This window comes from Streptomyces sp. NPDC002276 (assembly GCF_053891435.1).
On sequence record NZ_JBSFCQ010000014.1, the window covers coordinates 97,708 to 119,726 of the forward strand.

At 70.1% G+C, this 22,019-nt stretch carries 24 protein-coding genes; 18 read left to right on the plus strand and 6 right to left on the minus strand.

What is annotated here, in order from left to right:
* Positions 1–47: 47 nt before the first annotated feature.
* Positions 48–347, minus strand: coding sequence for a PLD nuclease N-terminal domain-containing protein (locus ACWIHT_RS31395; RefSeq protein WP_456171659.1), 300 nt, complete (start codon positions 345–347; stop codon positions 48–50).
* Between the two features lie 76 nt (positions 348–423).
* Here ACWIHT_RS31395 and ACWIHT_RS31400 point away from each other — a divergent pair, with 76 nt between their 5' ends.
* Genes ACWIHT_RS31400 through ACWIHT_RS31410 form a run of 3 tightly spaced genes read left to right on the plus strand, consistent with a single transcriptional unit; the run spans position 424 to position 3,349 of the window.
* On the plus strand, positions 424–1,878 hold the full coding sequence (locus ACWIHT_RS31400) for a menaquinone biosynthesis decarboxylase (protein WP_456171660.1): 1,455 nt from the start codon (positions 424–426) through the stop codon (positions 1,876–1,878).
* Positions 1,875–2,777: a menaquinone biosynthesis prenyltransferase MqnP gene (gene mqnP / locus ACWIHT_RS31405; protein ID WP_456171662.1), complete on the plus strand. Its 903-nt coding sequence runs from the start codon at positions 1,875–1,877 to the stop codon at positions 2,775–2,777. Before ACWIHT_RS31400 ends, mqnP begins: the two co-directional genes overlap by 4 nt.
* Before the next feature lie 14 nt (positions 2,778–2,791).
* Positions 2,792–3,349 (plus strand): Uma2 family endonuclease, encoded by a 558-nt coding sequence (locus tag ACWIHT_RS31410; protein ID WP_456171663.1) that lies wholly within the window; start codon positions 2,792–2,794, stop codon positions 3,347–3,349.
* Here the strand turns inward: ACWIHT_RS31410 and ACWIHT_RS31415 are convergent.
* Positions 3,340–3,945 carry a rhomboid family intramembrane serine protease gene (locus tag ACWIHT_RS31415; protein WP_456171664.1) on the minus strand — a complete coding sequence of 202 codons (606 nt, stop codon included), beginning with the start codon at positions 3,943–3,945 and terminating at the stop codon, positions 3,340–3,342. The two genes, ACWIHT_RS31410 and ACWIHT_RS31415, sit on opposite strands and share 10 nt — an antisense overlap.
* Before the next feature lie 142 nt (positions 3,946–4,087).
* On the opposite strand from ACWIHT_RS31415, the gene ACWIHT_RS31420 reads away from it, so the two are divergent.
* The 6 genes from ACWIHT_RS31420 to ACWIHT_RS31445 all read left to right on the plus strand — a co-directional run bounded on the left by ACWIHT_RS31420 (position 4,088) and on the right by ACWIHT_RS31445 (position 8,078).
* Complete coding sequence (locus ACWIHT_RS31420) at positions 4,088–4,723, plus strand: UbiX family flavin prenyltransferase (RefSeq protein ID WP_456171665.1); 636 nt, start codon at positions 4,088–4,090, stop codon at positions 4,721–4,723.
* A gap of 55 nt (positions 4,724–4,778) precedes the next feature.
* Entirely contained in the window at positions 4,779–5,234 is a 456-nt protein-coding gene (locus ACWIHT_RS31425; protein ID WP_019074324.1) for an Lrp/AsnC family transcriptional regulator, read from the plus strand.
* Positions 5,235–5,275: 41 nt separating this feature from the next.
* Positions 5,276–6,439, plus strand: coding sequence for an aminofutalosine synthase MqnE (gene mqnE, locus ACWIHT_RS31430; RefSeq protein ID WP_019074323.1), 1,164 nt, complete (start codon positions 5,276–5,278; stop codon positions 6,437–6,439).
* A gap of 10 nt (positions 6,440–6,449) precedes the next feature.
* Entirely contained in the window at positions 6,450–6,974 is a 525-nt protein-coding gene (locus ACWIHT_RS31435) for an N-acetyltransferase family protein (RefSeq protein WP_456171666.1), read from the plus strand.
* Between the two features lie 102 nt (positions 6,975–7,076).
* Positions 7,077–7,388 carry a DUF4229 domain-containing protein gene (locus ACWIHT_RS31440; protein ID WP_201055011.1) on the plus strand — a complete coding sequence of 104 codons (312 nt, stop codon included), beginning with the start codon at positions 7,077–7,079 and terminating at the stop codon, positions 7,386–7,388.
* Between the two features lie 27 nt (positions 7,389–7,415).
* On the plus strand, positions 7,416–8,078 hold the full coding sequence (locus tag ACWIHT_RS31445; RefSeq protein ID WP_456171667.1) for a TetR/AcrR family transcriptional regulator: 663 nt from the start codon (positions 7,416–7,418) through the stop codon (positions 8,076–8,078).
* Between the two features lie 18 nt (positions 8,079–8,096).
* Here ACWIHT_RS31445 and ACWIHT_RS31450 read toward each other — a convergent pair whose 3' ends face one another.
* Both ACWIHT_RS31450 and ACWIHT_RS31455 read right to left on the minus strand, forming a co-directional pair.
* Positions 8,097–9,389, minus strand: coding sequence for a DUF6716 putative glycosyltransferase (locus ACWIHT_RS31450; RefSeq protein WP_456171668.1), 1,293 nt, complete (start codon positions 9,387–9,389; stop codon positions 8,097–8,099).
* A gap of 207 nt (positions 9,390–9,596) precedes the next feature.
* Positions 9,597–10,445 carry a MaoC family dehydratase gene (locus tag ACWIHT_RS31455; RefSeq protein ID WP_456171669.1) on the minus strand — a complete coding sequence of 283 codons (849 nt, stop codon included), beginning with the start codon at positions 10,443–10,445 and terminating at the stop codon, positions 9,597–9,599.
* A gap of 398 nt (positions 10,446–10,843) precedes the next feature.
* Between ACWIHT_RS31455 and ACWIHT_RS31460 the strand changes: the two genes are divergently transcribed.
* From ACWIHT_RS31460 to ACWIHT_RS31490, 7 genes are all read left to right on the plus strand, one after another.
* On the plus strand, positions 10,844–12,757 hold the full coding sequence (locus ACWIHT_RS31460) for an AMP-dependent synthetase/ligase (RefSeq protein WP_456171670.1): 1,914 nt from the start codon (positions 10,844–10,846) through the stop codon (positions 12,755–12,757).
* Positions 12,758–12,891: 134 nt separating this feature from the next.
* Positions 12,892–14,664: a 3-oxosteroid 1-dehydrogenase gene (gene kstD, locus ACWIHT_RS31465; protein WP_456171671.1), complete on the plus strand. Its 1,773-nt coding sequence runs from the start codon at positions 12,892–12,894 to the stop codon at positions 14,662–14,664.
* A gap of 201 nt (positions 14,665–14,865) precedes the next feature.
* A complete protein-coding gene (locus tag ACWIHT_RS31470; RefSeq protein ID WP_456171672.1) occupies positions 14,866–15,360 on the plus strand; it encodes a hypothetical protein in 495 nt (164 codons plus the stop codon).
* Positions 15,360–15,656, plus strand: a complete 297-nt coding sequence (locus ACWIHT_RS31475; protein WP_456171673.1) for a DUF6317 family protein — start codon at positions 15,360–15,362, stop codon at positions 15,654–15,656. Before ACWIHT_RS31470 ends, ACWIHT_RS31475 begins: the two co-directional genes overlap by 1 nt.
* Positions 15,657–15,663: 7 nt before the next feature.
* Positions 15,664–16,953 (plus strand): WXG100 family type VII secretion target, encoded by a 1,290-nt coding sequence (locus ACWIHT_RS31480; RefSeq protein WP_456171674.1) that lies wholly within the window; start codon positions 15,664–15,666, stop codon positions 16,951–16,953.
* Positions 16,931–17,485 (plus strand): hypothetical protein, encoded by a 555-nt coding sequence (locus ACWIHT_RS31485; protein WP_456171675.1) that lies wholly within the window; start codon positions 16,931–16,933, stop codon positions 17,483–17,485. Before ACWIHT_RS31480 ends, ACWIHT_RS31485 begins: the two co-directional genes overlap by 23 nt.
* Positions 17,482–18,006 carry a hypothetical protein gene (locus tag ACWIHT_RS31490; RefSeq protein ID WP_456171676.1) on the plus strand — a complete coding sequence of 175 codons (525 nt, stop codon included), beginning with the start codon at positions 17,482–17,484 and terminating at the stop codon, positions 18,004–18,006. Before ACWIHT_RS31485 ends, ACWIHT_RS31490 begins: the two co-directional genes overlap by 4 nt.
* Here ACWIHT_RS31490 and ACWIHT_RS31495 read toward each other — a convergent pair.
* Together ACWIHT_RS31495 and ACWIHT_RS31500 are read right to left on the minus strand one after the other, a co-directional pair.
* Entirely contained in the window at positions 17,956–18,645 is a 690-nt protein-coding gene (locus ACWIHT_RS31495) for a class I SAM-dependent methyltransferase (protein WP_456171677.1), read from the minus strand. The two genes, ACWIHT_RS31490 and ACWIHT_RS31495, sit on opposite strands and share 51 nt — an antisense overlap.
* Before the next feature lie 157 nt (positions 18,646–18,802).
* Complete coding sequence (locus ACWIHT_RS31500; protein WP_003992177.1) at positions 18,803–19,006, minus strand: cold-shock protein; 204 nt, start codon at positions 19,004–19,006, stop codon at positions 18,803–18,805.
* A 287-nt stretch (positions 19,007–19,293) separates the two neighbouring features.
* On the opposite strand from ACWIHT_RS31500, the gene ACWIHT_RS31505 reads away from it, so the two are divergent.
* Positions 19,294–20,142 (plus strand): menaquinone biosynthetic enzyme MqnA/MqnD family protein, encoded by an 849-nt coding sequence (locus tag ACWIHT_RS31505; RefSeq protein ID WP_456171678.1) that lies wholly within the window; start codon positions 19,294–19,296, stop codon positions 20,140–20,142.
* A 60-nt stretch (positions 20,143–20,202) separates the two neighbouring features.
* A complete protein-coding gene (locus ACWIHT_RS31510) occupies positions 20,203–22,014 on the plus strand; it encodes a serine/threonine-protein kinase (RefSeq protein ID WP_456171679.1) in 1,812 nt (603 codons plus the stop codon).
* Positions 22,015–22,019 lie beyond the last annotated feature (5 nt).

Below are 22,019 nucleotides of genomic sequence, written 5' to 3' on the forward strand. Positions count from 1 at the left end.
GCGCAATGTCCGTACCGGGCCGCTCACCGGCGTACAACCTGCACGTATCACTCGGCCTTGGGGTCGTCCTTGAGGTCGTCCTTGTTCAGGGACTTCAGGAACTCGGGGTTGTCGTCCGGCGCGATCCACCGGCCCTCCGCGGCCGTCGCCCCGTCCGGGGTGCGCCGCGCCCGGCCCGCGATCAGCCACGCGACCGGACCGACCAGGACCTCGCCGAAGAGCAGGATCACGAACACCCACGCCAGCTTCGGCATGCCCCGCACGTCCTCCTCGGGCGTGTTCAGGCAGTCCACGAAGGCGTAGATCCACAGGGCCAGGACCAGCAGGAAGGGCAGATACCTGAGCATGGCGGCGAGATTCTCCTGAGTGGTGTGGCGGCCCCGGTGACGGGGTCAGGTTAGCGGGTGGCCGATACTTGGACACATGGCTTACGACGATCTTCGCTCCCTGCTCAGGGCACTGGAGCGCGAGGGAGACCTCAAGCGCATCAAGGCCGAGGTGGACCCGTACCTGGAGGTCGGGGAGATCGTCGACCGGGTCCAGAAGGCCGGTGGGCCCGCGCTCCTCTTCGAGAAGGTGAAGGGGTCCTCCATGCCCCTCGCCATGAACGTCTTCGGGACCGACCGGCGGCTACTGAAGGCCCTCGGGCTGAAGTCGTACGGCGACATCTCCGACAAGATCGGCGGGCTGCTGCGGCCCGAGCTGCCGCAGGGGTTCGTGGGGGTGCGGGACGCCTTCGGGAAACTCGGGTCGATGACCCACGTACCGCCGAAGAAGGTCAAGGACGCGCCCGTGCAGGAGGTCGTGCTCACGGGCGACGACGTCGATCTCGACGCGCTGCCGGCGCTCTTCACCTGGCCGCAGGACGGCGGGTCCTTCTTCAACCTCGGGCTCACGCACACCAAGGACCCGGAGAGCGGGATCCGCAACCTCGGGCTCTACCGGCTCCAGCGGCACGACAAGCGCACCATCGGCATGCACTGGCAGATCCACAAGGACAGCCGGAACCACTACCAGGTCGCGGCCAGGCGCGGGGAGCGGCTGCCGGTCGCGATCGCCTTCGGGTGTCCGCCCGCCGTGACCTACGCCTCCACCGCGCCCCTCCCCGGTGACATCGACGAGTACCTCTTCGCCGGGTTCATCGCGGGCAAGCGGATCGAGATGGTCGACTGCAAGACCGTGCCGTTGCAGGTGCCGGCGCAGGCCGAGGTCGTCATCGAGGGGTGGCTGGAGCCCGGCGAGATGCTGCCGGAGGGGCCGTTCGGGGATCACACCGGGTTCTACACGCCGCAGGAGCCCTTCCCGGCCCTCACCATCGACTGCGTGACGATGCGGAAGCGGCCGTTGCTTCAGTCGATCGTCGTAGGCCGCCCTCCGACGGAGGACGGACCGCTGGGACGGGCGACGGAGCGCTTCTTCCTCCCCCTGCTGAAGATCATCGTGCCGGACATCGTGGACTACCACCTGCCCGAAGCGGGCGGATTCCACAACTGCGCGATCGTCTCCATCGACAAGAAGTACCCGAAGCACGCGCAGAAGGTGATGCACGCGGTCTGGGGTGCGCACATGATGTCCCTGACCAAGCTGATCGTGGTCGTCGACGCCGACTGCGACGTCCACGATCTGCACGAGGTCGCGTGGCGGGCCCTCGGCAACACGGACTACGCCCGCGACCTCTCGGTCGTGGAAGGACCCGTCGATCATCTCGACCATGCCTCCTACCAGCAGTTCTGGGGCGGCAAGGCGGGGATCGACGCGACCAGGAAGTGGCCCGAGGAGGGCTACACGCGGGACGGCGGCTGGCCCGAGATGGTGCTGTCCGACCCGGAGACGGCGGCGAAGGTCGACCGCCGGTGGAAGGAGTACGGACTTTCGTGAGCAGCGCATCAGCCGCGATCCCGCAGCCGGGGCGCACCAAGGCGTTCCTACGCCTCGTCATGATCGAGCACTCCGTCTTCGCCCTGCCCTTCGCCTACATCGCGGCGCTGACCGCGATGTTCCAGTGGGACAAGAACATCCACTGGGGGCGGCTGCTGCTGGTCACCATCTGCATGGTGGGGCTGCGGACGTTCGCGATGGCGGTGAACCGGATCATCGACCGGGAGATCGACGCCCGTAATCCGCGCACGGCACACCGTGAGCTGGTGACCGGCGCGATGACGGTCAAGCACGCGTGGACGGGCGCGCTCGTCGCCCTGGTCGTCTTCCTCGGCTCGGCCGCGCTCCTGAACCCCCTCTGCCTGGCGCTGGCCCCCATCGCGGTGATCCCGATGGTGATCTACCCCTACGGCAAGCGGTTCACGAACTTCCCGCAGGCCATCCTCGGTCTCGCCCAGGCGATGGGCCCGGTCGGCGGCTGGCTGGCGATCACCGGCGAGTGGTCCTGGGACGCGGTGATCCTCGGCCTCGCCGTCGGCATCTGGATCGGCGGCTTCGACCTGATCTACGCCTGCCAGGACATCGAGACCGACCGCGAGACCGGTGTGATGTCGGTCCCGGCCCGCTTCGGCATCCCGGCGTCCATCTGGGCCGCGCGAGCCTGCCACGCCATCACCACGGTTCTCCTCATCGGGTACGGCGTGGCAACCGGCGCCGGTGCCTTCTACCGGTTCGGCCTGCTGATCGTCGCGAGCGCGTTCGTGTACGAGCACTCGATCGTGCGCCCCCATGACCTGTCCCGCCTCAACCGCGCGTTCTTCAGCGTCAACGGCTTCATCGGCATTGCCCTGTTCGTGTGTGCGCTTCTCGATCTTCTGGTTCGGGGTCTGACCGTGTGAGTAGCGTGCGGTTCATGAACCGTCTGCACGCGCAGCTCTCTCGTTTCGAGGACGCGTTTCCCGGTTTTCTGACAGAGATCGTCGAGGGCAGCGTGATGGCAACACCGGTCACACCGCACCACGGGCGCACGATTCAGCAGTTGTGGGCCGCCGTCGAGGGGCAGCTGTCGTCGGACTGGGGCCTGGTGAGCGATGTGGCCTTTCCGTTCGACGACGCCAATGAGTTCTGCCCGGACCTCGCGGTCATCCCCGCTACGGCGGGGGCCGAGAACCGCGGTGCGTATCCGCCGGACCTCATCGAGTTCGTGGCCGAGGTGGTGTCGCAAGGGAGCATCCACCGCGACTACGAGGTCAAGCCCCGCTGGTATGCCTCGCGAGGTATCGCCAACTACCTGATCTTCGACTCCCTCAAGGGCCATTGCGTCACGATGTGGAACCCGGGATCTGACGGCTACCGCGGCCGCGACACCCTCCCCTACGGCCCCGACATCATCGTCCACTCCCCCCTGGGCAAGCTGACGATCCCCACCGCTCGCCTCCCGGTGGACCCGAAAGCCCGCTCTCAGGCCTGAAGCGTCGGCCTCTGCTGTGCGGGCCGCCGGAACGCGAACGCCGACCCCACCCCCGCCGCCAGCCCGATCAGATGCGCCTGCCAGCTGACCCCCGACTGCGTGGGCGCGAGGCCGAGCAGGATCGACGTGCCCCAGACCGTGCCGATCAGCAGGCCCACCGCGATGCCCAGCGGGCGGTGCTCCACGAAGCCGGTGATCAGCAGGAAGCCGAAGAGGCCGAAGATCAGGCCGGAGGCGCCCGCCGTGTTGGTGTGGGCCGGGGATATGAGCCAGACCCCGAGACCGTCCGCGACGATGATCAGCGCGCAGATCGCCGCGAACCTGCGGATGCCGCCCAGCGCCGCCAGGAAGCCGAACACCAGCAGCGGCACACTGTTCGCCGCCACATGGGCGAAGCCGAAGTGGATGAACGCGGCGGGCACGATGTCGATCAGCTGGGACGGCTCGCGCGGCACGATCCCGAGGCTGTCGAGCGCGTGGCCGGACACCACGTCCACCACTTCGAGCAGCCACAACAGCGCGACCCAGCCCACCATCAGCTTGGCCGCGGCCTTCGCGCGGTCGCCCCGCGACCACTCCAACTCCGTACCGGACATGGCACCCCCCACGGTCCACTCGTCCCCACAGAAGAACGCCCCGGCCCCCTTGGCCGGTTCCCGTTCCGCGACGCCAGCTAGGCTCGGTCCCGTGAACCCAGTCAAGCCAGGAGAGACGCCGCGTACGCCTTGGATCGTAGGGGTGTCCGGCGCTTCCGGCACCCCATACGCGGCTGCGGTGCTCCGCGGGCTCCTCGACGCGGGCGAGAGTGTCGACCTCGTCGTGTCCCGGGCGTCCCGGCTCACCCTCCTCGACGAGACGGGGATCTCCTTCAGGGACGCGCACTGGCAGGACGACCTGCGCGAATGGCTGGCCCGCGGCGCCGACGGCAAGCCCGGCACCTTCCAGCCCGACATCACCGCCGTACGGCACTGGGGCGCGGGCGACCTCGCGGCGGGGCCGTCCTCGGGGTCGTACCCCTCGAAGGGGATGCTGATCGTGCCCGCGTCGACCGCGTGTGTCGCCGGGGTCGCCCTCGGGCTCAGCAAGGACCTGTTGCAGCGCGCGGCGAGCGTGACCCTCAAGGAGCGCCGCAGGCTGGTGGTGTCCATACGCGAGACGCCGTTGAACGGGCAGACGCTGCGGCATCTCGTGACCCTGGACGACCTGGGCGCGGCCGTGGTGCCGGCCTCGCCCGGTTTCTACGCCGGCGCCACCCACATCCAGGACCTGGTGGACTTCGTCGCCGGGCGGGTCCTGGACGCGGCGGGTGTCGAGCACGATCTGTACCGCCGGTGGCAGGGTGACCTCGGGGGTTCCCGCACCACCGACAACTGACCTACGGCACCCAGCAATTCATCCTCATCGTCATCACCGGAAGGCAATCGATCGCATGGACGCGGTGGACAGGCAGCTCATCCAGGCCCTGAGAGAGAACGGCCGGGCCTCCTACGCGGAGCTGGGGCGCCTCGTCGGCCTGTCGGGACCCAGCGTCACCGACCGCATCAACCGGCTGGAGGCGGCCGGTGTCATCACCGGCTACCGCGCGACCGTCGACTCGGCCTCCCTCGGCCTCGGCGTGATCGCCCTGATCGGCATCTCCCTCTCGGACGCCGCCGACCACGAGGACGTGGCGGCCCGGCTGAAGGACCTCAGCGAGATCGAGGACTGCTGGTTCATCGCGGGCGAGGACTCGTTCATGCTCAAGGTGCGGGCACCGGACGTGGACGGCCTGGAGAAGACCATCCGGCGGCTCAGCGGGACCAAGGGCGTGTCCCGTACCCGTACGACCATCGTGCTCTCCACGAAGTGGGAGAACCGGGTCGGAGAGCTGCCGGAAGAGTCGTAGGCGTACCGTTCTAGAAGTCTGTCTTAGGAAGAGGTATGGGCATGGATGTCGGGCTCAAGCGTGAGCTGGAGCAGAAGGTCCGCTCCGGTGAGCGGCTGTCCCGCGAGGACGGCGTCGCGCTCTACGAGTCGGACGACCTGGCCTGGCTCGGCGGGCTGGCGCACGAGGTGCGGACGCGGAAGAACGGCGACGTCGTCCACTTCAACGTCAACCGCCACCTCAACATGACCAACGTGTGCACCGCGTCCTGCGCCTACTGCTCGTTCCAGCGCAAGCCGGGCGAGAAGGACGCGTACACGATGCGCATCGAGGAGGCCGTCCGCCTCGCCAAGGCGATGGAGGGCGAGAACCTCACCGAGCTGCACATCGTCAACGGGCTCCATCCCAACCTCCCCTGGCGGTACTACCCCCGGTCCCTGAGCGAGCTGAAGAAGGCCCTCCCGAACGTCTCGCTGAAGGCCTTCACGGCGACGGAGATCCATCACTTCGAGACCATCTCGGGGCTGTCCGCCTCCGAGATCCTCGACGAACTCATCGACGCCGGTCTCGAATCCCTCACCGGCGGTGGCGCGGAGATCTTCGACTGGGAGGTCCGCCAGCACATCGTGGACCACCGCACGCACTGGGAGGACTGGTCGCGCATCCACCGGCTGGCGCACGAGAAGGGGCTCAAGACCCCGTGCACCATGCTCTACGGCCACATCGAGGAGCCGCGCCACCGCGTGGACCACGTGCTGCGGCTGCGTGAACTCCAGGACGAGACCGGCGGTTTCCAGGTCTTCATCCCGCTGCGCTACCAGCACGACTTCGTGGACATGAAGGACGGGAAGGTCCGGAACCGCCTTCAGGCGCGGACCCAAATGGCCACCGGTGCCGAGGCGTTGAAGACCTTCGCGGTCTCGCGGCTGTTGTTCGACAACGTGCCGCATGTCAAGGTCTTCTGGGTCATGCACGGCGTCCAGACCGCCCAACTCGCCCTCCAGCACGGCGCGGACGACATGGACGGCTCGGTCGTCGAGTACAAGATCACGCACGACGCCGACAACTACGGCACCCCGAACAAGCTCACCCGCGACGACCTCCTCGACCTGATCCGCGACGCCGGTTTCCAGCCGGTCGAGCGGAACACGCGCTACGAGATCATCCGCGAGTACGACGGCCCGGACCCGGCGCGGCGCGAGTCCCCGCAGCCGATGCGAGTGTGACCGCACGACGATGGCGCTCACTTTCGAACTGGACCCCGCGATAACCCCTGCCCTCCGCGAGGAGATCCTCACCCTCTGGGCGGACGTCTCCAACGCGGGCGGCTCGGTCGGCTTCGTCGCGCCGGTCACGGTGGACGAGATACGGCCCGAGCTGATCAAGCACTTCGTCTCCATGGCGGAGGGCCGCACCCGGCTGCTGGTCGGCCGGGACGAGACGGGCACGGTCGCCGCGACCGTGTTCCTCGCGTTCAACACGCACCGGCTGATGCTGCACTGGCTGTGGCTCTACACGGTGATGGTCCACCCCCGCCACCAGGGCAAGGGGTACGGGCGGGACCTGCTCGCCGCCGCCGAGCGGGCCGCCCGCGGCATCGACGGCATCGAGGCGCTACGGCTCACCTGCCGGGGCGGGCACGGCCTGGAGCGGTTCTACGGCTCCTGCGGCTACAAGGAGGTCGGCCGGGTGCCCGGCGCGATCCGCGTCGCCCCGGGGGACGACCGGGACGACATCTTCATGCTGCTGCCGCTGCTGTGATCGCCCTGCTGTGCCCCCCTGCTGTGACCCCCATGCAAGATCGGTGCGGCATCGTGCTTCACTGATTGATGCCCTTGTCCCGAATCGGAAGAGTGGATTGAGATGTTCCGCTACACACTGTGGCGCCTCGGGGTCTTCGCGGGCTGCCTCGGCGTCGTCTGGGGCCTCGTCTATCTCGGCGTCTTCCCGCGCGGCTTCGGTGAGTCCAACGGCATGTGGATCGTCCTGCTGGCGCTGGTGATCTCGGCGCCGATCAGCTTCGTGGTGCTGCGCGGGGTGCGCGACCGGGCCTCGGTGCAGATCGTCGAGCGGGTCGACCGGATGAAGGCGAACCTGGACGCCAACCGCAGCCAGGAGGACGAGACCGTGGACGCTGCCCAGCCGACGTCCCACCCCCAAGGTCAGACTTCCTAGCACCGGGGCCCAACTACCCTTGCCCCCATGGGTGCCGTGAAGACCAAGCGGATGCCGCGTGCGGTCCGCGAGCAGCAGATGCTCGACGCCGCCGTGCGGACCTTCGGACAGCGCGGCTACATGGCCGCGTCGATGGACGAGATAGCCGAACTCGCGGGCGTGTCCAAGCCGTTGGTGTATCTCTATCTGAACTCGAAGGAAGACCTGTTCACCGCGTGCATCCGGCGCGAGGGCCAGGCGCTCACCGAGGCGGTGCGGGCCGGGGTCGACACCCGCTCGCCCGCCGACCGCCAACTCTGGGACGGGCTGCGGGCGTTCTTCACCCACACCGCCCAGCACCCGGACGGCTGGTCCGTCCTGCATCTCCAGGCCCGTACCCACGGGGAGCCGTTCGCGGCCGAGGTGGCCGCGATGCGTGCCGAACTCGTCGCGTTCGTCACCGAGTTGATCGCGGTCACCGCCCGCGAGACGCACCGCGACCGCGATCCCGACCTCGCCGAGCGCGAGGTGGCCGGCCTCGCGGAGGCGCTGGTCGGTGCCGCCGAGTCGCTCGCCGCCTGGTCCAACGCCACCCCGGGCGTCACCGCGAAGCAGACGGCGGCGACCCTGATGAACTTCGCGTGGGCAGGCCTCGGCAACCTGGTGGAGGGGCGGCCCTGGACGCCGCCCACCGCCATCGGGGACCGCTAGAACGGTGTACCGCTCAGCTCACGTGGCCCCCCACTTGCGCAGGGTCGGCGCGACCCGCTGATAACCCACCCGGTAGACGGCCTTGGCGCCGCGTCGGGCGACACCTCGTACGGCCCTCTTCACGCGGCCCGAGCCTGCGGCGCCCAGCGGGACGGCCAGCGGGCGGCCCTTCTCGTCGAAGCCGTTGCGGGTCAGCAGGCCGTCGAGGTAGATGCCCGCGCGCTGCGGCGAGTAGTAGGGGCGCAGCATCGGCAGCGGACCGGCGGCGCGCAGTGCGGCGACTCGGGTGCGGGCGGCGGCGTACGGGTCGCTCTTGCCGATGCCCTGTGCGGCCGCCCAGGTGGGGTCGGGCAGGGGCTGGGCGCCGGCGTCGAGGTCGTCCCAGGAGGCCAGGCAGCCGGAGTGGATGAAGTAGTGGTTGCCGTGCGCCTCGCGGACGCCGAAGTCGGTGAGGATCGCGGTGGGTATGCGGCGGTGCATCGACTCCAGGGCGGCCGTGGAACTGACGGTCGCCAGCAGGTCGGTGCGGTCGAGGACCTCGCCCATGTTGCCGTAGACCAACTGGAGGTTGGCGGGCGCGGGCTCGGCCAGTTCCTGGATGAGGAGCTGGTAGGGGTCGGCCTCGACGTGGGTGGTGTGTTCGCCGGGGAGGCTGCGCAGTTTGATCAGGACTTCGCGGTCGGGGTGGCGCCGGGCGTGTGCGGCGGCCCGCTCCAGGAGCCGTAGCCGGTCCTGCTTGCTCTTGGGCACGGACGGCTGGACGGCGAAGGTGAGGGTGAACGGCCGCTCGTCGGACGGCTGGTAGGGCTCGCCGCCGAGGAACGGCAGCGCGCACTCCACCACCGACTCCGGGTCGACACCGACGCTCGCGAACGCGGAGCTGAACCGGGCCGCGTCGTAGGCGGAGTTGGCGAGGACGATGTCGCTCCCGGCGCGGGTCATCAGTCCGTCGACCATCTTCTCGTAGACGACGCCGACGTATCCGGTGACGGTGATGGGCCGGTGCTCGCGACCCGCCCAGGCCAGGCCGAGGCTGTGGGTGAGGGCGAGGACCGTGCCGCCCACGAGGGCCATGACGACGATGTCGGCGTTCGCCAGGTCCGCGTCGTCGACCAGTTCGGTGGCGCTGAGTTCGCGCCGGCTGTCGGGCTCGATGCCGATCTCGGCGAGCTGCCGCTCGGTGGGTGTCGACCGGCCGCGCAGGAAGTACGCGTCGAGGGCGTGCCCGGGAGCGATCTGCTGGGCCACGGACGCGCCCCACTTCCAGCGGGTGTCCGAGTCGGCGAGTACGGCGATGCGTCTGGGGGGCATGGCTCAGGGGCCCTTCCTGGCGGGTCCGGCGAAGTGAGCCGAGGGTAAGAAGGAAGCCTGAGGAATGCATGAGTGATCGCTTGAAAGAGCCTTGGGTGAGCTGGGGTTTTCCTGTGTGGAATGCTCAACGGCCCTTTGTTCGCCTGGAGTTTCGCGATCGCCCGAAAGGGGGCGGACATGTTTTGTTCGCCCATTGTTCATGGGTGTTCAGACAACGGGCGGGCGGACGAACCCCTCCACGTGTATCCGCCCGGCCGGGTCCCGCAGGGCGAAGCGGTCGTCGAGGGCCGCGTACTCCACGGTTCCCGGCAGTAGCACCGGCGCCCTGAACTCGGCCCGTACCAGCGCGCGTTCGGGGGTTCCGTGGGCGGCGAGGCAGCGGGCCGCCGTCCACATGCCGTGCGCGATGGCGCGGGGGAAGCCGAACAGGCGGGCGGTGAGCGGGTGGAGGTGGATGGGGTTGCGGTCGCCGGACGCGGCTCCGTAGCGGCGGCCCACGTCCTCGCCGAGCCGCCACTCGGCGACGGTGGGCAGCGGCGGCGGTTCCTCGGTCGCCCTGGGAGCCCGCGCCTCGGTGCGGTGCCGGGCGAGATAGGTGCTCCGTGACTCCCAGACGAGTGCGTCGCCGGTCCGCATCTCCGTCGTGACCGTCGCCTCCGTGCCCCGGCGGTGCGGGGCCAACTCGTCGACGTACACCGTGAGTTCGTACTCGCCGGTGGCGGGGATCGCGGTGTGCCGGGTGATCTCCACCGAGGTGTGCACCAGGCCGAGCAGCGGCAGCGGGAAGGCGCGGCAGCTCATCAGGCGCATGGCCAGCGGGAAGCCGAGGACGTGCGGATAGGTGACGGGGAGGGCGTCGTCGCCGGTGGGGAAGCCGCAGACGCGTTCGTAGGCGGCCAGCTTGGCCAGGTCCACGCGGACGCCGGGCAGGACGAGGCGGGTGCGGGGGAAGTCGGCGTCGGCGCGGGGCCGTTTGAAGGGGGAGAGGAGGGCGCCGCGGAGGAGGAGCGGGGTGAGCGCGGGGGTGTCGGTGAGGGGTGGATAGGGGTTGGCCATGTCCCACTCCCGGGTGGTGTCCTGGGCGGCTCTTTTCGGCTTACTTCGGAGTAAGGTTACCGCAGGTAAGGCCAAGTGGGGCGAGCCGGACGAGGAGCTGGACGGCGAGCTGGACAACGGGCTGGACGACGAGCCGGGCGTCCATGGCGGGTGCATGGGTGACGCACCGGCAGCACAAGGCCCGCACATGGCCGACAAAACCCTGCGAACCCGCCGAGGTTGCACAGGCCCGGCTCCGTACCACCCCCGAAACCGCACCAAGTCCCCACGAGAGGCCCGTACGATCTGCGACCTGACCCGAGGTAACACCCTGCCCCGGGCCCGGATGAACGCCTCGGTACGCGCCATGCGTACCTAATGCAGCAGAGCGGTACAAGCTGCGCGCCTCAGGAGCTGCCATGTCCCTCGCCTACCCGTCCGGCTACGACTACGACGGCGCGCCCGTACTCGTGGAGCCCGAGATACGGCGGCTGGACGGCGTGGTCCGCGAGGTGTCCGTACCGCCGCTGGTGGCGCCGGCCACGCACGGCTCGCTCGCCGACGTGCCGTTCGAGAACGCGGCGGCGGCCCCCGACCACCTGGTCCTCAGCAGGCAGGCGGAGGACGGGAGTTGGGCGGACGTCACGGCGGCCGAGTTCGCCGAGCAGGTGCAGGCCGTGGCCAAGGGGCTGATCGCGGAGGGCCTCGCGCCGGGCGACCGGATCGCGGTCATGGCGCGCACGTCGTACGAGTGGACGCTCCTCGACTTCGCCGCGTGGGCGGCCGGTCTGGTCACCGTCCCCATCTACCCGACCTCCTCCCTCTTCCAGATCCGCTGGATCCTCCAGGACACGGGCGCGGTGGCGATGGCCGCCGAGACCGTCGCGCAGGCCTCGTCGCTCGGCCCGGAGACGCCACGCCTCCCCGACCTGCGCCACATGTGGGTCTTCGAGAAGGGCCACCTGGACCGGCTGGCCGAGCTCGGCCGGGGCGTCCCGGACCAGGAAGTCGCCGTACGGCGTGGGGTGTTGCTGCCCGACACGCTCGCCACCGTCATCTACACCTCGGGCACCACCGGCCGCCCCAAGGGCTGCGCGATCACCCACGGCAACTTCCTCGCCGAGGTCGACAACGCGATCGAACTCCTCTACGGCGTCTTCAAGAACAAGCCGAACGAAGAACCCTCCACGCTCCTCTTCCTCCCCTACTCCCATGTCTTCGGCCGGATGGTCGCCGTCGCCTGCATCCGCGCCCGGGTCCGCCTCGGCCACGCCGCGAGCCTCAAGTCCGAGGACCTGCTCGCCGACCTGGCCAGCTTCCAGCCCACCTTCCTGCTGGCCATCCCGTACATGCTGGAGAAGGTCTTCAACAACGCGCGGGCGAAGGCCGAGAGGGGCGGCCGGGGCAAGGTCTTCGACCGCGCGACCAACGCGGCCGTCCGCTACGGCGAGGCCCTGGAGACCCGCCAGTCCGGCAAGGGCTCCGGCCCGAGCGGCCCGCTGCGGACGGCCCGCGCCTTCTACGACCCGCTCGTCTACCGCAAGATCCGCAACGCCCTTGGCGGCAAGCTCCGTTACGTCATCTGCGGCGGCTCCCCACTGGGCCGCCGCCTCGCCGCGTTCTACGCGGGCGCGGGCATCGAGATCTTCGAGGGCTACGGCCTGACCGAGACCACGGCCGCGGCCACCTGCACACCGCCCCTCAAACCCCGCCTGGGGACGGTGGGTTGGCCCATGCCCGGCACCAAGGTCCGCATCGCCTCCGACGGCGAGATCCTGCTCGCCGGCGGCCAGGTCTTCCGCGGCTACTGGGACCCGCACGGCGAGGGGGTCGCCTCCGCGTCCCAGGACGGCTGGCTCGCCACCGGCGACATCGGCCGCCTCGACGACGAGGGCTATCTCACCATCACCGGCCGCAAGAAGGAGATCCTGATCACCGCGGGCGGCAAGAACGTGGCCCCGGCCCCGCTGGAGAACTGGCTGCGCGCCCACCCCCTGATCGGCCATTGCATCGTCGTCGGCGACCGCCGCCCCTACGTCGCCGCCCTCATCACCCTCGACCTCGACGGCATCACCCACTGGCGCCAGATGAACGGCAAGCATCCGGTACCGGCCGAACTCCTCGTCGACGACGACGAGTTGAGATCGGTCCTGCAACGCGCCGTCGACGACGCCAACAAGCTCGTCTCCCGCCCCGAGTCCATCCGCCGCTTCAGCGTCCTCCCCGTCGACTTCACCGAGGCGGCGGGACATCTGACGCCGTCGATGAAGCTGCGGCGCGAGGTCGTCATGCGGGACTTCGCCAAGGACATCGAGGCGCTGTACGCGAACTGAGCGCGGTTTGCGGACCTGAACGCGAACTAAGCGCTGTTCAGGGTGATTTGGTGTTTTGGTGTGGACCTGGTTATTGACTTCACAAGACCCCCGCGCGACATTCCCAGCCCATTTCCCGTCGGGCTGGAGCGGCCATGACCCCGAGCACGGACGCACATGCGGAACTCCCGCGCAGAAGAAGCGTGTTGGCCGGTGGTGCGGTCGCCGCGCTCGCCGTCGCCGGAGTCTCCTCCTCGGCCCACGCGGCCGACCTTCCCCTCCTCGGCACCTACGACGTCGTGGTGATCGGGTCGGGCGCGGCCGGGATGACCGCCGCACTGACCGCCGCCAAACAGGGCCTGAGCTGTGTCGTGGTCGAGAAGGCGCCCACCTTCGGCGGCTCGGCGGCCCGCTCGGGCGCCGGGATCTGGATCCCCAACAACCCCGTCATCCTGGCCGCCGGAGTCCCCGACACCCCTGCCAAGGCGGCCACTTACCTCGCCGCGGTCGTCGGCGCCGACGTCCCCGCCGACCGCCAGCAGTCCTTCCTCGCCCACGGCCCCGCCATGATCTCCTTCGTCATGGCCAACAGCCCGCTGCGCTTCCGCTGGATGGAGGGATACAGCGACTACTACCCGGAGTTGCCGGGCGGCCTCCCCAACGGCCGTTCCATAGAACCCGATCAGCTCGACGGCAACATCCTCGGCACCGAACTCGCCCACCTCAACCCGCCGTACCTGGCCGTCCCGTCCGGCATGGTCGTCTTCAGCGCCGACTACAAGTGGCTCGACCTGGCCGCGGTCAACGCCAAGGGCGCCGCCGTAGCGACCGCGTGTCTGGCGCGGGGGACGCAGGCGGCGCTGCTCGGGCAGAAGCCGCTCACCATGGGGCAGTCGCTCGCCGCCGGACTGCGCGCCGGACTCCAGTCCGCGCAGGTGCCGGTGTGGCTCAACACCCCTTTGACCGACCTGTACTTGGAGAGCGGTGCCGTCACCGGAGCCGTCGTCACCCGCGACGGGACCGCCGGACTGGTCCGCGCCCGGCGCGGTGTCGTCGTCGGCTCCGGCGGCTTCGAGCACAACGCGGCCATGCGCGCCCAGTACCAGCGCCAGCCCATCGGCACGGACTGGACCGTCGGCGCGAAGGAGAACACGGGCGACGGCATCCAGGCGGGGCAGAGGGTGGGCGCCTCGCTCGCGCTGATGGACGACGCCTGGTGGGGTCCGGCCATCCCGCTCCCCGCCGACCCGTACTTCTGCCTCGCCGAACGCACCCTCCCCGGCGGCCTGTTGGTCAACCAGGCCGGTTCCCGCTTCGTCAACGAGGCCGCCCCCTACAGCGACGTCGTCCACACGATGTACGACCGCAATCCCGCCGCCCCTGACATCCCGGCCTGGCTGATCGTCGACCAGAACTACCGCAACCGCTACCTCTTCCGGGACATCCTGCCGACGCTCCCCTTCCCCGACGCCTGGTACAACTCGGGCGCGGCCTACAAGGCGTGGACGTGGGACGCCCTCGCCACCTCCATCGGCGTCCCGGCGGCGGCCCTCCGCTCCACCGTCACCCGCTTCAACTCCCTTGCGGCGAGCGGCAAGGACACCGACTTCGGGCGCGGCGACAGCACCTACGACCACTACTACACGGACCCCGCGATCCTCCCCAACTCCTGCCTCGCCCCGCTCTGGCTGCCCCCGTACTACGCCCTGCGCATCGTCCCCGGCGACCTCGGCACCAAGGGCGGCATGCGCACGGACGCACGGGCGCGGGTGCTGCGGGCGGACGGTTCGGTGATCCCCGGCCTGTACGCGGCGGGCAACGCGAGCGCGGCGGTGATGGGCCATAGCTACGCGGGCGCCGGCTCGACGATCGGCCCGGCGATGACGTTCGGGTATGTGGCGGCGCTGGATCTGGCGGGGGCGCTGTAGCGGTCGTAGAGCTGTGGGTCCGGCCTGGTCATCACGGGGTCAAGGGATGACCAGGCCGACCCCAAGCGGCCGTATGCATTGCGCATGCAACGGGTCGGCAGGGCGGACATAGCCGGATTTGGGCCCTCGGTCGGTGGCTACTGTGATGGCGCGAACACGTCCACAGCGACGATCACGACCTACGGGGATGAGGAGACGGCGGTGGGGGAGCCGAACCGTTCACGCCTTCTTGAGTACGTGCAGGGGCCGACGGCGGGGGAGGTGCCGGAGGTGCGCCGGTCGAGCCTGCTCGACTACGTGGAGGCGACACCGCCACCGGGGGCTTCGGCGGCCGGGCGGCCGGGGCCGCGGCCCGGGGTGCCGCCGTACGAGACGCCCGTCTTCGTGCCCGCCCATCCCCGTTACGTCGACGCCGTGGACGACGACGGGCGGCCGGTCCGCGTGCCGTTCGTCGCCTACGAACTCTTCGCGCATCCCACCGACGCGACCGGGACCGTGGCCTTCGCCTTCACGACCCTGGAGAAGCTGGTCGAGGCGCTCGGCGACGCCCAGCCGTGGGTCGCGACCTCGCTGGGGCCGCTGGCCGAGGGGCTGGTCGGGCGGGGAGCGACCGTACTGCTCGACCCACGGGTCGCCGCCGGACAACGGAACTGGGAGCCGGTCGATCTGGCCGCCTACGCGCGGGAGGTGCGCTGATGTCGGCCGACTTCAAGGCGGTCATGAGCGACCTGACCTCGATGGCCTCGACCTTCCACGACCAGGCCACGGACTACCGGAAGCTGCACGACCAGGTGGCGCCGCCCGTGGTGAGCGGCGGGGACGCGGGTCTCGACCACGCCATCAAGGAGGTCGCCGATCTTATCGTCGCCCTCCACATCGGCTTCGCCGACCGGCTGGACGACCGGGGCGACAAGGTCGCGTACGCCCGCGACTCCTTCCACCGGCACGACGTCGACGTCCACGGTGTGTTCGAAGACCTGATGGCGGAATGAGGGGCCGATGACCGACAGCTGGGTCGGTGGCGACATCGGCGGGCTCCGCACGATGGCCACGACGTACAAGAACGCCAAGGACAAGCTCGACGACGTCATCACTCCGCTCACGCGCGCGGTGGACGCCCTGGTCGACGACGCGGGCTGGAAGGGCGAGTCGGCGGAGTCCTTCCGCGCCACCTACACCGAGGACGCGGTGACCGCCGGGGCCTTCGCCGGTCTGGTGCACTCCGCCGGAGAGATCCTCGACACCCTCGCCGACGCGCTCTCCGCGTGCGAGACGGCGCTCCAGAACGCCGAGCACGTCGCCACGGGCAAGGGCGTTCCGATGGGGGACAAGGGTGTGCCGCTGGCCATGGTCACGGCGGATCCGCCGAGCGCGGCGGACCAGAAGGCGATCTCCGCGATGACCGAGTACGACACGGTCCGCAAGGAGGTCCTGCACACCGCCCAGCAGGCCCGGCTGGTGGCCGCGGACCGGCTCACAGGGCTGTACGAGCAGGTGACCGCGGCGGTGTCGACCGGCGACAAGGTCACCGTCGCGGACTACCTGCGGGGCCTGTACGCGTTCGACGCCGAGGACACCCGGGTCGACGGCGCCAAGGCACGTACCAAGATCGACGACGCCAAGTCCGAGGCGCAGGAGGCCAAGAAGGAACTCCGCGTGGAACGCAAGGCGTTCCAGAAGGCGGGCCGCGCACTGCCCAAGGATCTCCCGGCCAAGGGGGCCTACGCGGACGCGGTCGCCAAGGTGCGGTCCCTGGAGGACGACATCGCCGCCGCGGACAACGGCAGCACGAAGCTGCCCTACGACCGCGCCCTCAACGTCAAACTGGGCGACGCCGCCGACGCGTTGCGCACGGGCGAGAGCCTGGACAAGCTGCCGGACTTCCTCAAGGAGATTCCGGTCCTGGATGTCGCCGCGGCCGGCGCCTGCGGGCTCCTGGAGGCATCCGACGATCACGACAAGGGCTGGTCCTGGCAGCACTCGGTCGCCGTGGACGGCGGTGCCAACGTGGCGGGGCTCGTCGCCGGTGCGGCCATCACGGCCGGTCTGGTGGCCGCCGCACCCTTCGAAGCGCCCGCGATCGTCGTGGCCGGGGTGGGCGGCGCGATCGTCGTCGGGGCGACCGGAGTCATCGACCACGCCTTCCACGAGCACTGGAGCGAGGACATCCACGACCACGGGGTCGTCGGCGGTGTGCTGCACGGAGCGGGCAACGTCATGACGGAGACCGGGCATGACTTCAAACGACTGAAGGACGACGTCTGGCATGGCATCAAAAGCATCTTCTAAGGGCGCCGCTCCTGGTAAGGGCGCCGCTTCCGGAACCCCGGCCCGGATTCCCGCCCTCCCCGGGCTCGGCACCACCTGGTACGCGCGGGGCACCCGATACTGGCTGCGCCGGGCTTCCGGCGCCCTCCTCTGGTTCGCGGTGCTGGCCTTCTTCTGCTACATCGCGCTCGTCCTCTACGGGAGTTTCCGCACCAGCCTGCCGCCCACCGTGCGCACCGTGTGGGACTGGGCGCAGGCCGTGCTGTCCGTCGTGGCCCTTGCCTGGGGGTGGCGGGTGCAGCGGCGGGACCTCCACAAGAAGCTGCTCGACCCGCCCACGCCCGGCGAAGCCCGTCGGGCCAAGCGGGACGAGACCCGGCGCTCCACCGGACTGGCCGTCGCGGGCCGCGCCCTCTGGCTGGTCGCGGCACCGGTCGCCCCGGCCCTCGTGGCGGGCTGCGTCGGCTGGGTGGTCGCCGCGTTCGCGGTCCGTGAATACCCCAGCGAGGTCGGCGCCCGCCGCTGGCTCCAGGAGCACCCGTCCGGAACATGATCCCCTCAGACGTTCCCAAGATCCCCGGCCTTGGCCGAAGCTGGTACAAGCGCGGCGCGGGCTACTGGCTGCGGCGGGCCTCCAGCGCGCTGCTCTGGTTCGTGCTGATGGCGATGATGTGCGGTGTCGTCGTCGAGGTGTACCAGTCGTTCCGCGTCCACCTGCCCCCGCTCCCGCGCATGCTGTGGGACTGGACGCAGATCGCCGCGTCCTGCGTGGCCCTGGTGTGGGGGTGGGTGAAGCAGCACCGGGAGATCCGCGAGAAGATGCTCGACCCGCCGACTCCCAAGCAGGCCTGGATCGAGAAGCGGTACGGGACGCAACGCGGCCAGAACCTGGGCCGTGCCCTGTTCCTCCCCGCGCTGCTCGTGCTCCCGGTCGTGCCGTCGCTCTTCGCCTGGTGCGTCGGCACGGTGATCGCCGCCTTCACCGTCCGTGTGTACCCGAGCGAGGTCGGCGCCCGCCGGGCCCTAGAACAAAGCCGCAGTCTCGCGGATGGCGGTCAGAAACGCCTGCGGTGACGACTCGCCGAGTTCGGTGTTCGCCTCCCGTACGGTCCGTGACCGCAGCGCGAACCCCGCCGCCTCCAGCAGCCCGGCGATCGTCTCCGGTCGCCGCCGTTCGAAGTCCAGGCGGACCGGGTGGCCGAAGGGCCGGTCGAGGGTGAGGGGCTGGTCGCCCGCCTGGAAGGCGATCAGGAGATGGCCGCCGGGTGCCAGGACACGGTGGAACTCCGCGAAGAGGGACGGGAGTTCATCCACCGGGGTGTGGATGGACGAGTACCAGGAGACGGCTCCCGCGAGCGCCCCGTCGGGGATGTCCAGGTCCAGCATCGAACCCTGCCGGAAGGTCAGGTCCGGGTTCTCGCGGCGCGCGATCGCGAGCATCGACCCGGACAGGTCGAGGCCGAGGACGTCCAGGCCGAGGGAGGCGAGATACGCGGTCGTACGGCCCGGCCCGCAGCCCAGGTCGGCCACCTGGCCGCCCCTTCCGCCACGGTTCACCAGCTCGGCGAAGTCGGCCAGTACGGTGCCGTCCCGCGGCCCGGTGCGTTCTCCGGCGAACATCTCCGCGTAGTCCTCGGCGACCGCGTCGTAGAAGGTCCGGGTGGTGGTCACGAAGGCGGCTTCGGCGGATGGCGTCGGTGGTGTCGATGTCATGGGCGGGGACCATACCGACGCCCACTGACAGCCCGCCCAACCGCCGGAGGCAAAGGCAGGAGCCCCGTCGCCTTGCGGCACGGGGCTCCTTGGGTACTGCTATCTGTTCCGGATCAAAGCACCAGGCTCCGAGACCGAATAACTACGATCGTGCGACTCAGACGGGGGTGACGTTCTCCGCCTGCGGGCCCTTCGGACCCTGGGTCACGTCGAAGGAGACCTGCTGGTTCTCCTCCAGCGAACGGAAGCCGCTCGCGTTGATCGCGGAGTAGTGAACGAAGACGTCGGGGCCGCCGCCTTCTTGGGCGATGAAGCCAAAGCCCTTTTCGGCGTTGAACCACTTCACGGTTCCGGTAGCCATAAGCCCTCCTTGGGCCCAAAGGGTTGCCCTGCTCCAGAACCCTGCAAGTGTGAAAACAAGTCCCGCACTACTGCATACGTCTGAAAACGACTAGAGCCTGCGGTTACATGCTCCGCAGGCTCTGTACTGCAAGGGAAACCAAACTGCAACTTGGCGGCGAGCCTAGCATGTGGGCAGCCGAAAGCAATAGAGGCCAAGATCACATCACTCGGACGTTTGAAGATCGCCAGAGGCTTGACTGTGGGGCCGAAGTATGGAGCGTACCTCATGAGGTCTAGCCTCACGTTGTGGACAATTCTCGCACCCGGCCGCGCGTCGGCCACATTCAGTTCCTGAACTGCCTCCCCCTGTACTGGGGGCTCGCGAGGACGGGCACGCTCCTGGACATCGAGCTGACGAAGGACACCCCGGACAAGCTCAACGAGCTGCTGGTGCGGGGGGACCTCGACATCGGGCCCATCGCCACCGCCGAGTTCCTCAAGCACGCCGACGACTTGGTCGTCTTCCCGGACATCGCCGTCGGCTGCGACGGCCCGGTGATGTCCTGCGTGATCGTCTCGCAGGTCCCGCTGGACCAGCTGGACGGCCGCCGGGTCGCGCTGGGCTCGACCTCGCGGACCTCCGTCCGGCTCGCCCGGCTGCTCCTCGCCGACCGCTACGGCGTCCAGCCCGAGTACTACACGTGCCCGCCCGACCTGAGCCTGATGATGCAGGAGGCCGACGCGGCCGTCCTCATCGGCGACGCGGCGCTGCGCGCCTACATGGTCGACGGCCCCCGCTTCGGGCTCGACGTGCACGACCTCGGCGCGCTCTGGAAGGAGTGGACCGGACTGCCCTTCGTCTTCGCCGTGTGGGCCGCCCGCCGCGACTACCTGGAGCGCGAGCCGGACATCACCCGCCAGGTCCACGAGGCCTTCCTCGCCTCCCGCAACCTCTCCCTCGAAGAGGTCGGCAAGGTCGCCGAACAGGCCGCCCGCTGGGAGGACTTCGACGAGGAGGTCCTGGAGCGGTACTTCACCACCCTCGACTTCAGCTTCGGCGCACCCCAACTGGCCGCGGTCACCGAGTTCTCCCGCAGACTGGGAACGGCGAACGGTTTCCCCGCCGAACTGAAGGTGGATCTCCTCCAGCCGTAGGAACCGAAGGGGCGCGGCGCACTACCCTGCTGGAAGTCGTACGGGGGAGGGGTGGACGGCATGCAACCGCTCGGCAGCGACGAACCCACGGTCGTGGGGCCCTACCGGCTGCTCGGACGGCTCGGCTCCGGCGGGATGGGGCGCGTCTATCTCGGGCGCAGCGCGGGCGGTCGTACGGTCGCGGTCAAGATCGTGCATCCGCACTTCGCGCTCGACGAGGAGTTCCGCGCCCGCTTCCGCCGCGAGGTCGACGCCGCGCGCCGGGTGGGCGGCGCCTGGACGGCCCCCGTGCTGGACGCGGACCCCGCGGCCGCCGTGCCATGGGTGGCCACGGCCTACGCCGCCGGGCCCTCCCTCTCCGCCGCCGTCACGGGCGGCGGGCCACTGCCCACCGCTTCCGTACGGGCCCTGGGCGCGGGGCTCGCCGAGGCGCTGACGGCCGTCCACGAACTGGGGCTCGTGCACCGGGACGTGAAACCGTCCAACGTGCTCCTCACCCTCGACGGCCCCCTCCTCATCGACTTCGGGATCGCCCGCGCCACGGACGGCACCGCCTCCCTCACCTCCACCGGCGTCTCCGTCGGCTCGCCCGGCTACATGGCCCCCGAGCAGATCCTCGGGAAGGGCGCGACGGGCGCGTCCGACGTCTTCTCCCTGGGCGCCGTGCTGGTCTACGCGGCCACGGGCGAGTCGCCCTTCCGCGGCGACTCCTCGGCCGCGCTGCTCTACAAGGTCGTCCACGAGGAACCCGAACTGGGGGATCTGGGCGGCGAGTTGCGGGAGCTGGCCGTGGCCTGCCTCGCCAAGGACCCTTCCTCGCGGCCGAGTCCGGGCGAGGTGTCCCGGCGGCTCGCCCCGGAAGGTGCCGCCCGGCTGGTCGCCGGTGGCTGGCTGCCGGGGGCGCTGGTCGAGCAGGTCAGCCGAAGTGCCGTACAGCTGCTGAACCTTGAGGCGGCGGGGGTGGCCGAGGGGATGCCCTCGGGGCCGGTGGGGTTCAGCAGTCCCTCGGTGGGGGCGGGGGTCGGCACGGCCGAGGCGGGGGTGTTCGGGCCGGCCGCAGGGGCAGGGGCCGGGGCCGGGGCCGGGGCCGGAGCGTTCGGGCCGGCGCCGGTGATGCCGATGGGCGCGCCCACCGTGCCGCCCTTCGCCGTGCCCGAACCGCGTGACGCTCTCCCGCACGAAACGCTTCCCCCGGATTCCGGTCATCGCCCGGGGAAGGTCTCCGTCTCCCTCGCCGCCACGGCCGCTCCGGGAGCCAACGGCCGTGGGCGCAGGGTCAGTTGCACCCTCGCTCTCGCCGTCGCCGGGGCGCTCGCGGCGGTGACCGTGGGGTCGGTCTTCCTGTACCGGATGGCGCCGGGCGACAACGGCACGGACAACTCCGCGGGCTCGGCCCCCACCGCGACCTCGACCGGCGGGCCGGGCAACGCGTCCAGCGGCGAACCGAGCGGCGCGACGAGCACCGCGTCCACCAAGGAGCCCAGCAGCGGGCCGAGTTCACCCGCGCCCACCCCGCTGCAGTCCGTCCCCGCCGCCTACCTCGGCACCTGGGAGGGCGAGGGCACCGCGCTCGGCGGCACCCTCCCGGACGGGACCTTCCGGCTCACGGTCGCCAAGGCGAGCGTCGGCCAACAGGTGGGCGTCCTCCGGCAGACCGACCAGCTCGGCGGGGTCTGCGACGACGTACTGACCCTGAAGCAGGTGACCAAGACCCGGCTCGTCGCGAGCGCCGCGGGCGCCAAGACCAACCGAGACGTGTGCAACCAGGCCGCCCACACCGTCACCCTCACCCCCACCGGCGACGACCTCACCTACGCGTCGGACAGCTCCGCCGAGGGCTCCCCGACCGCCCGGCTGTCCAAGGTCGGGTAGCCGCC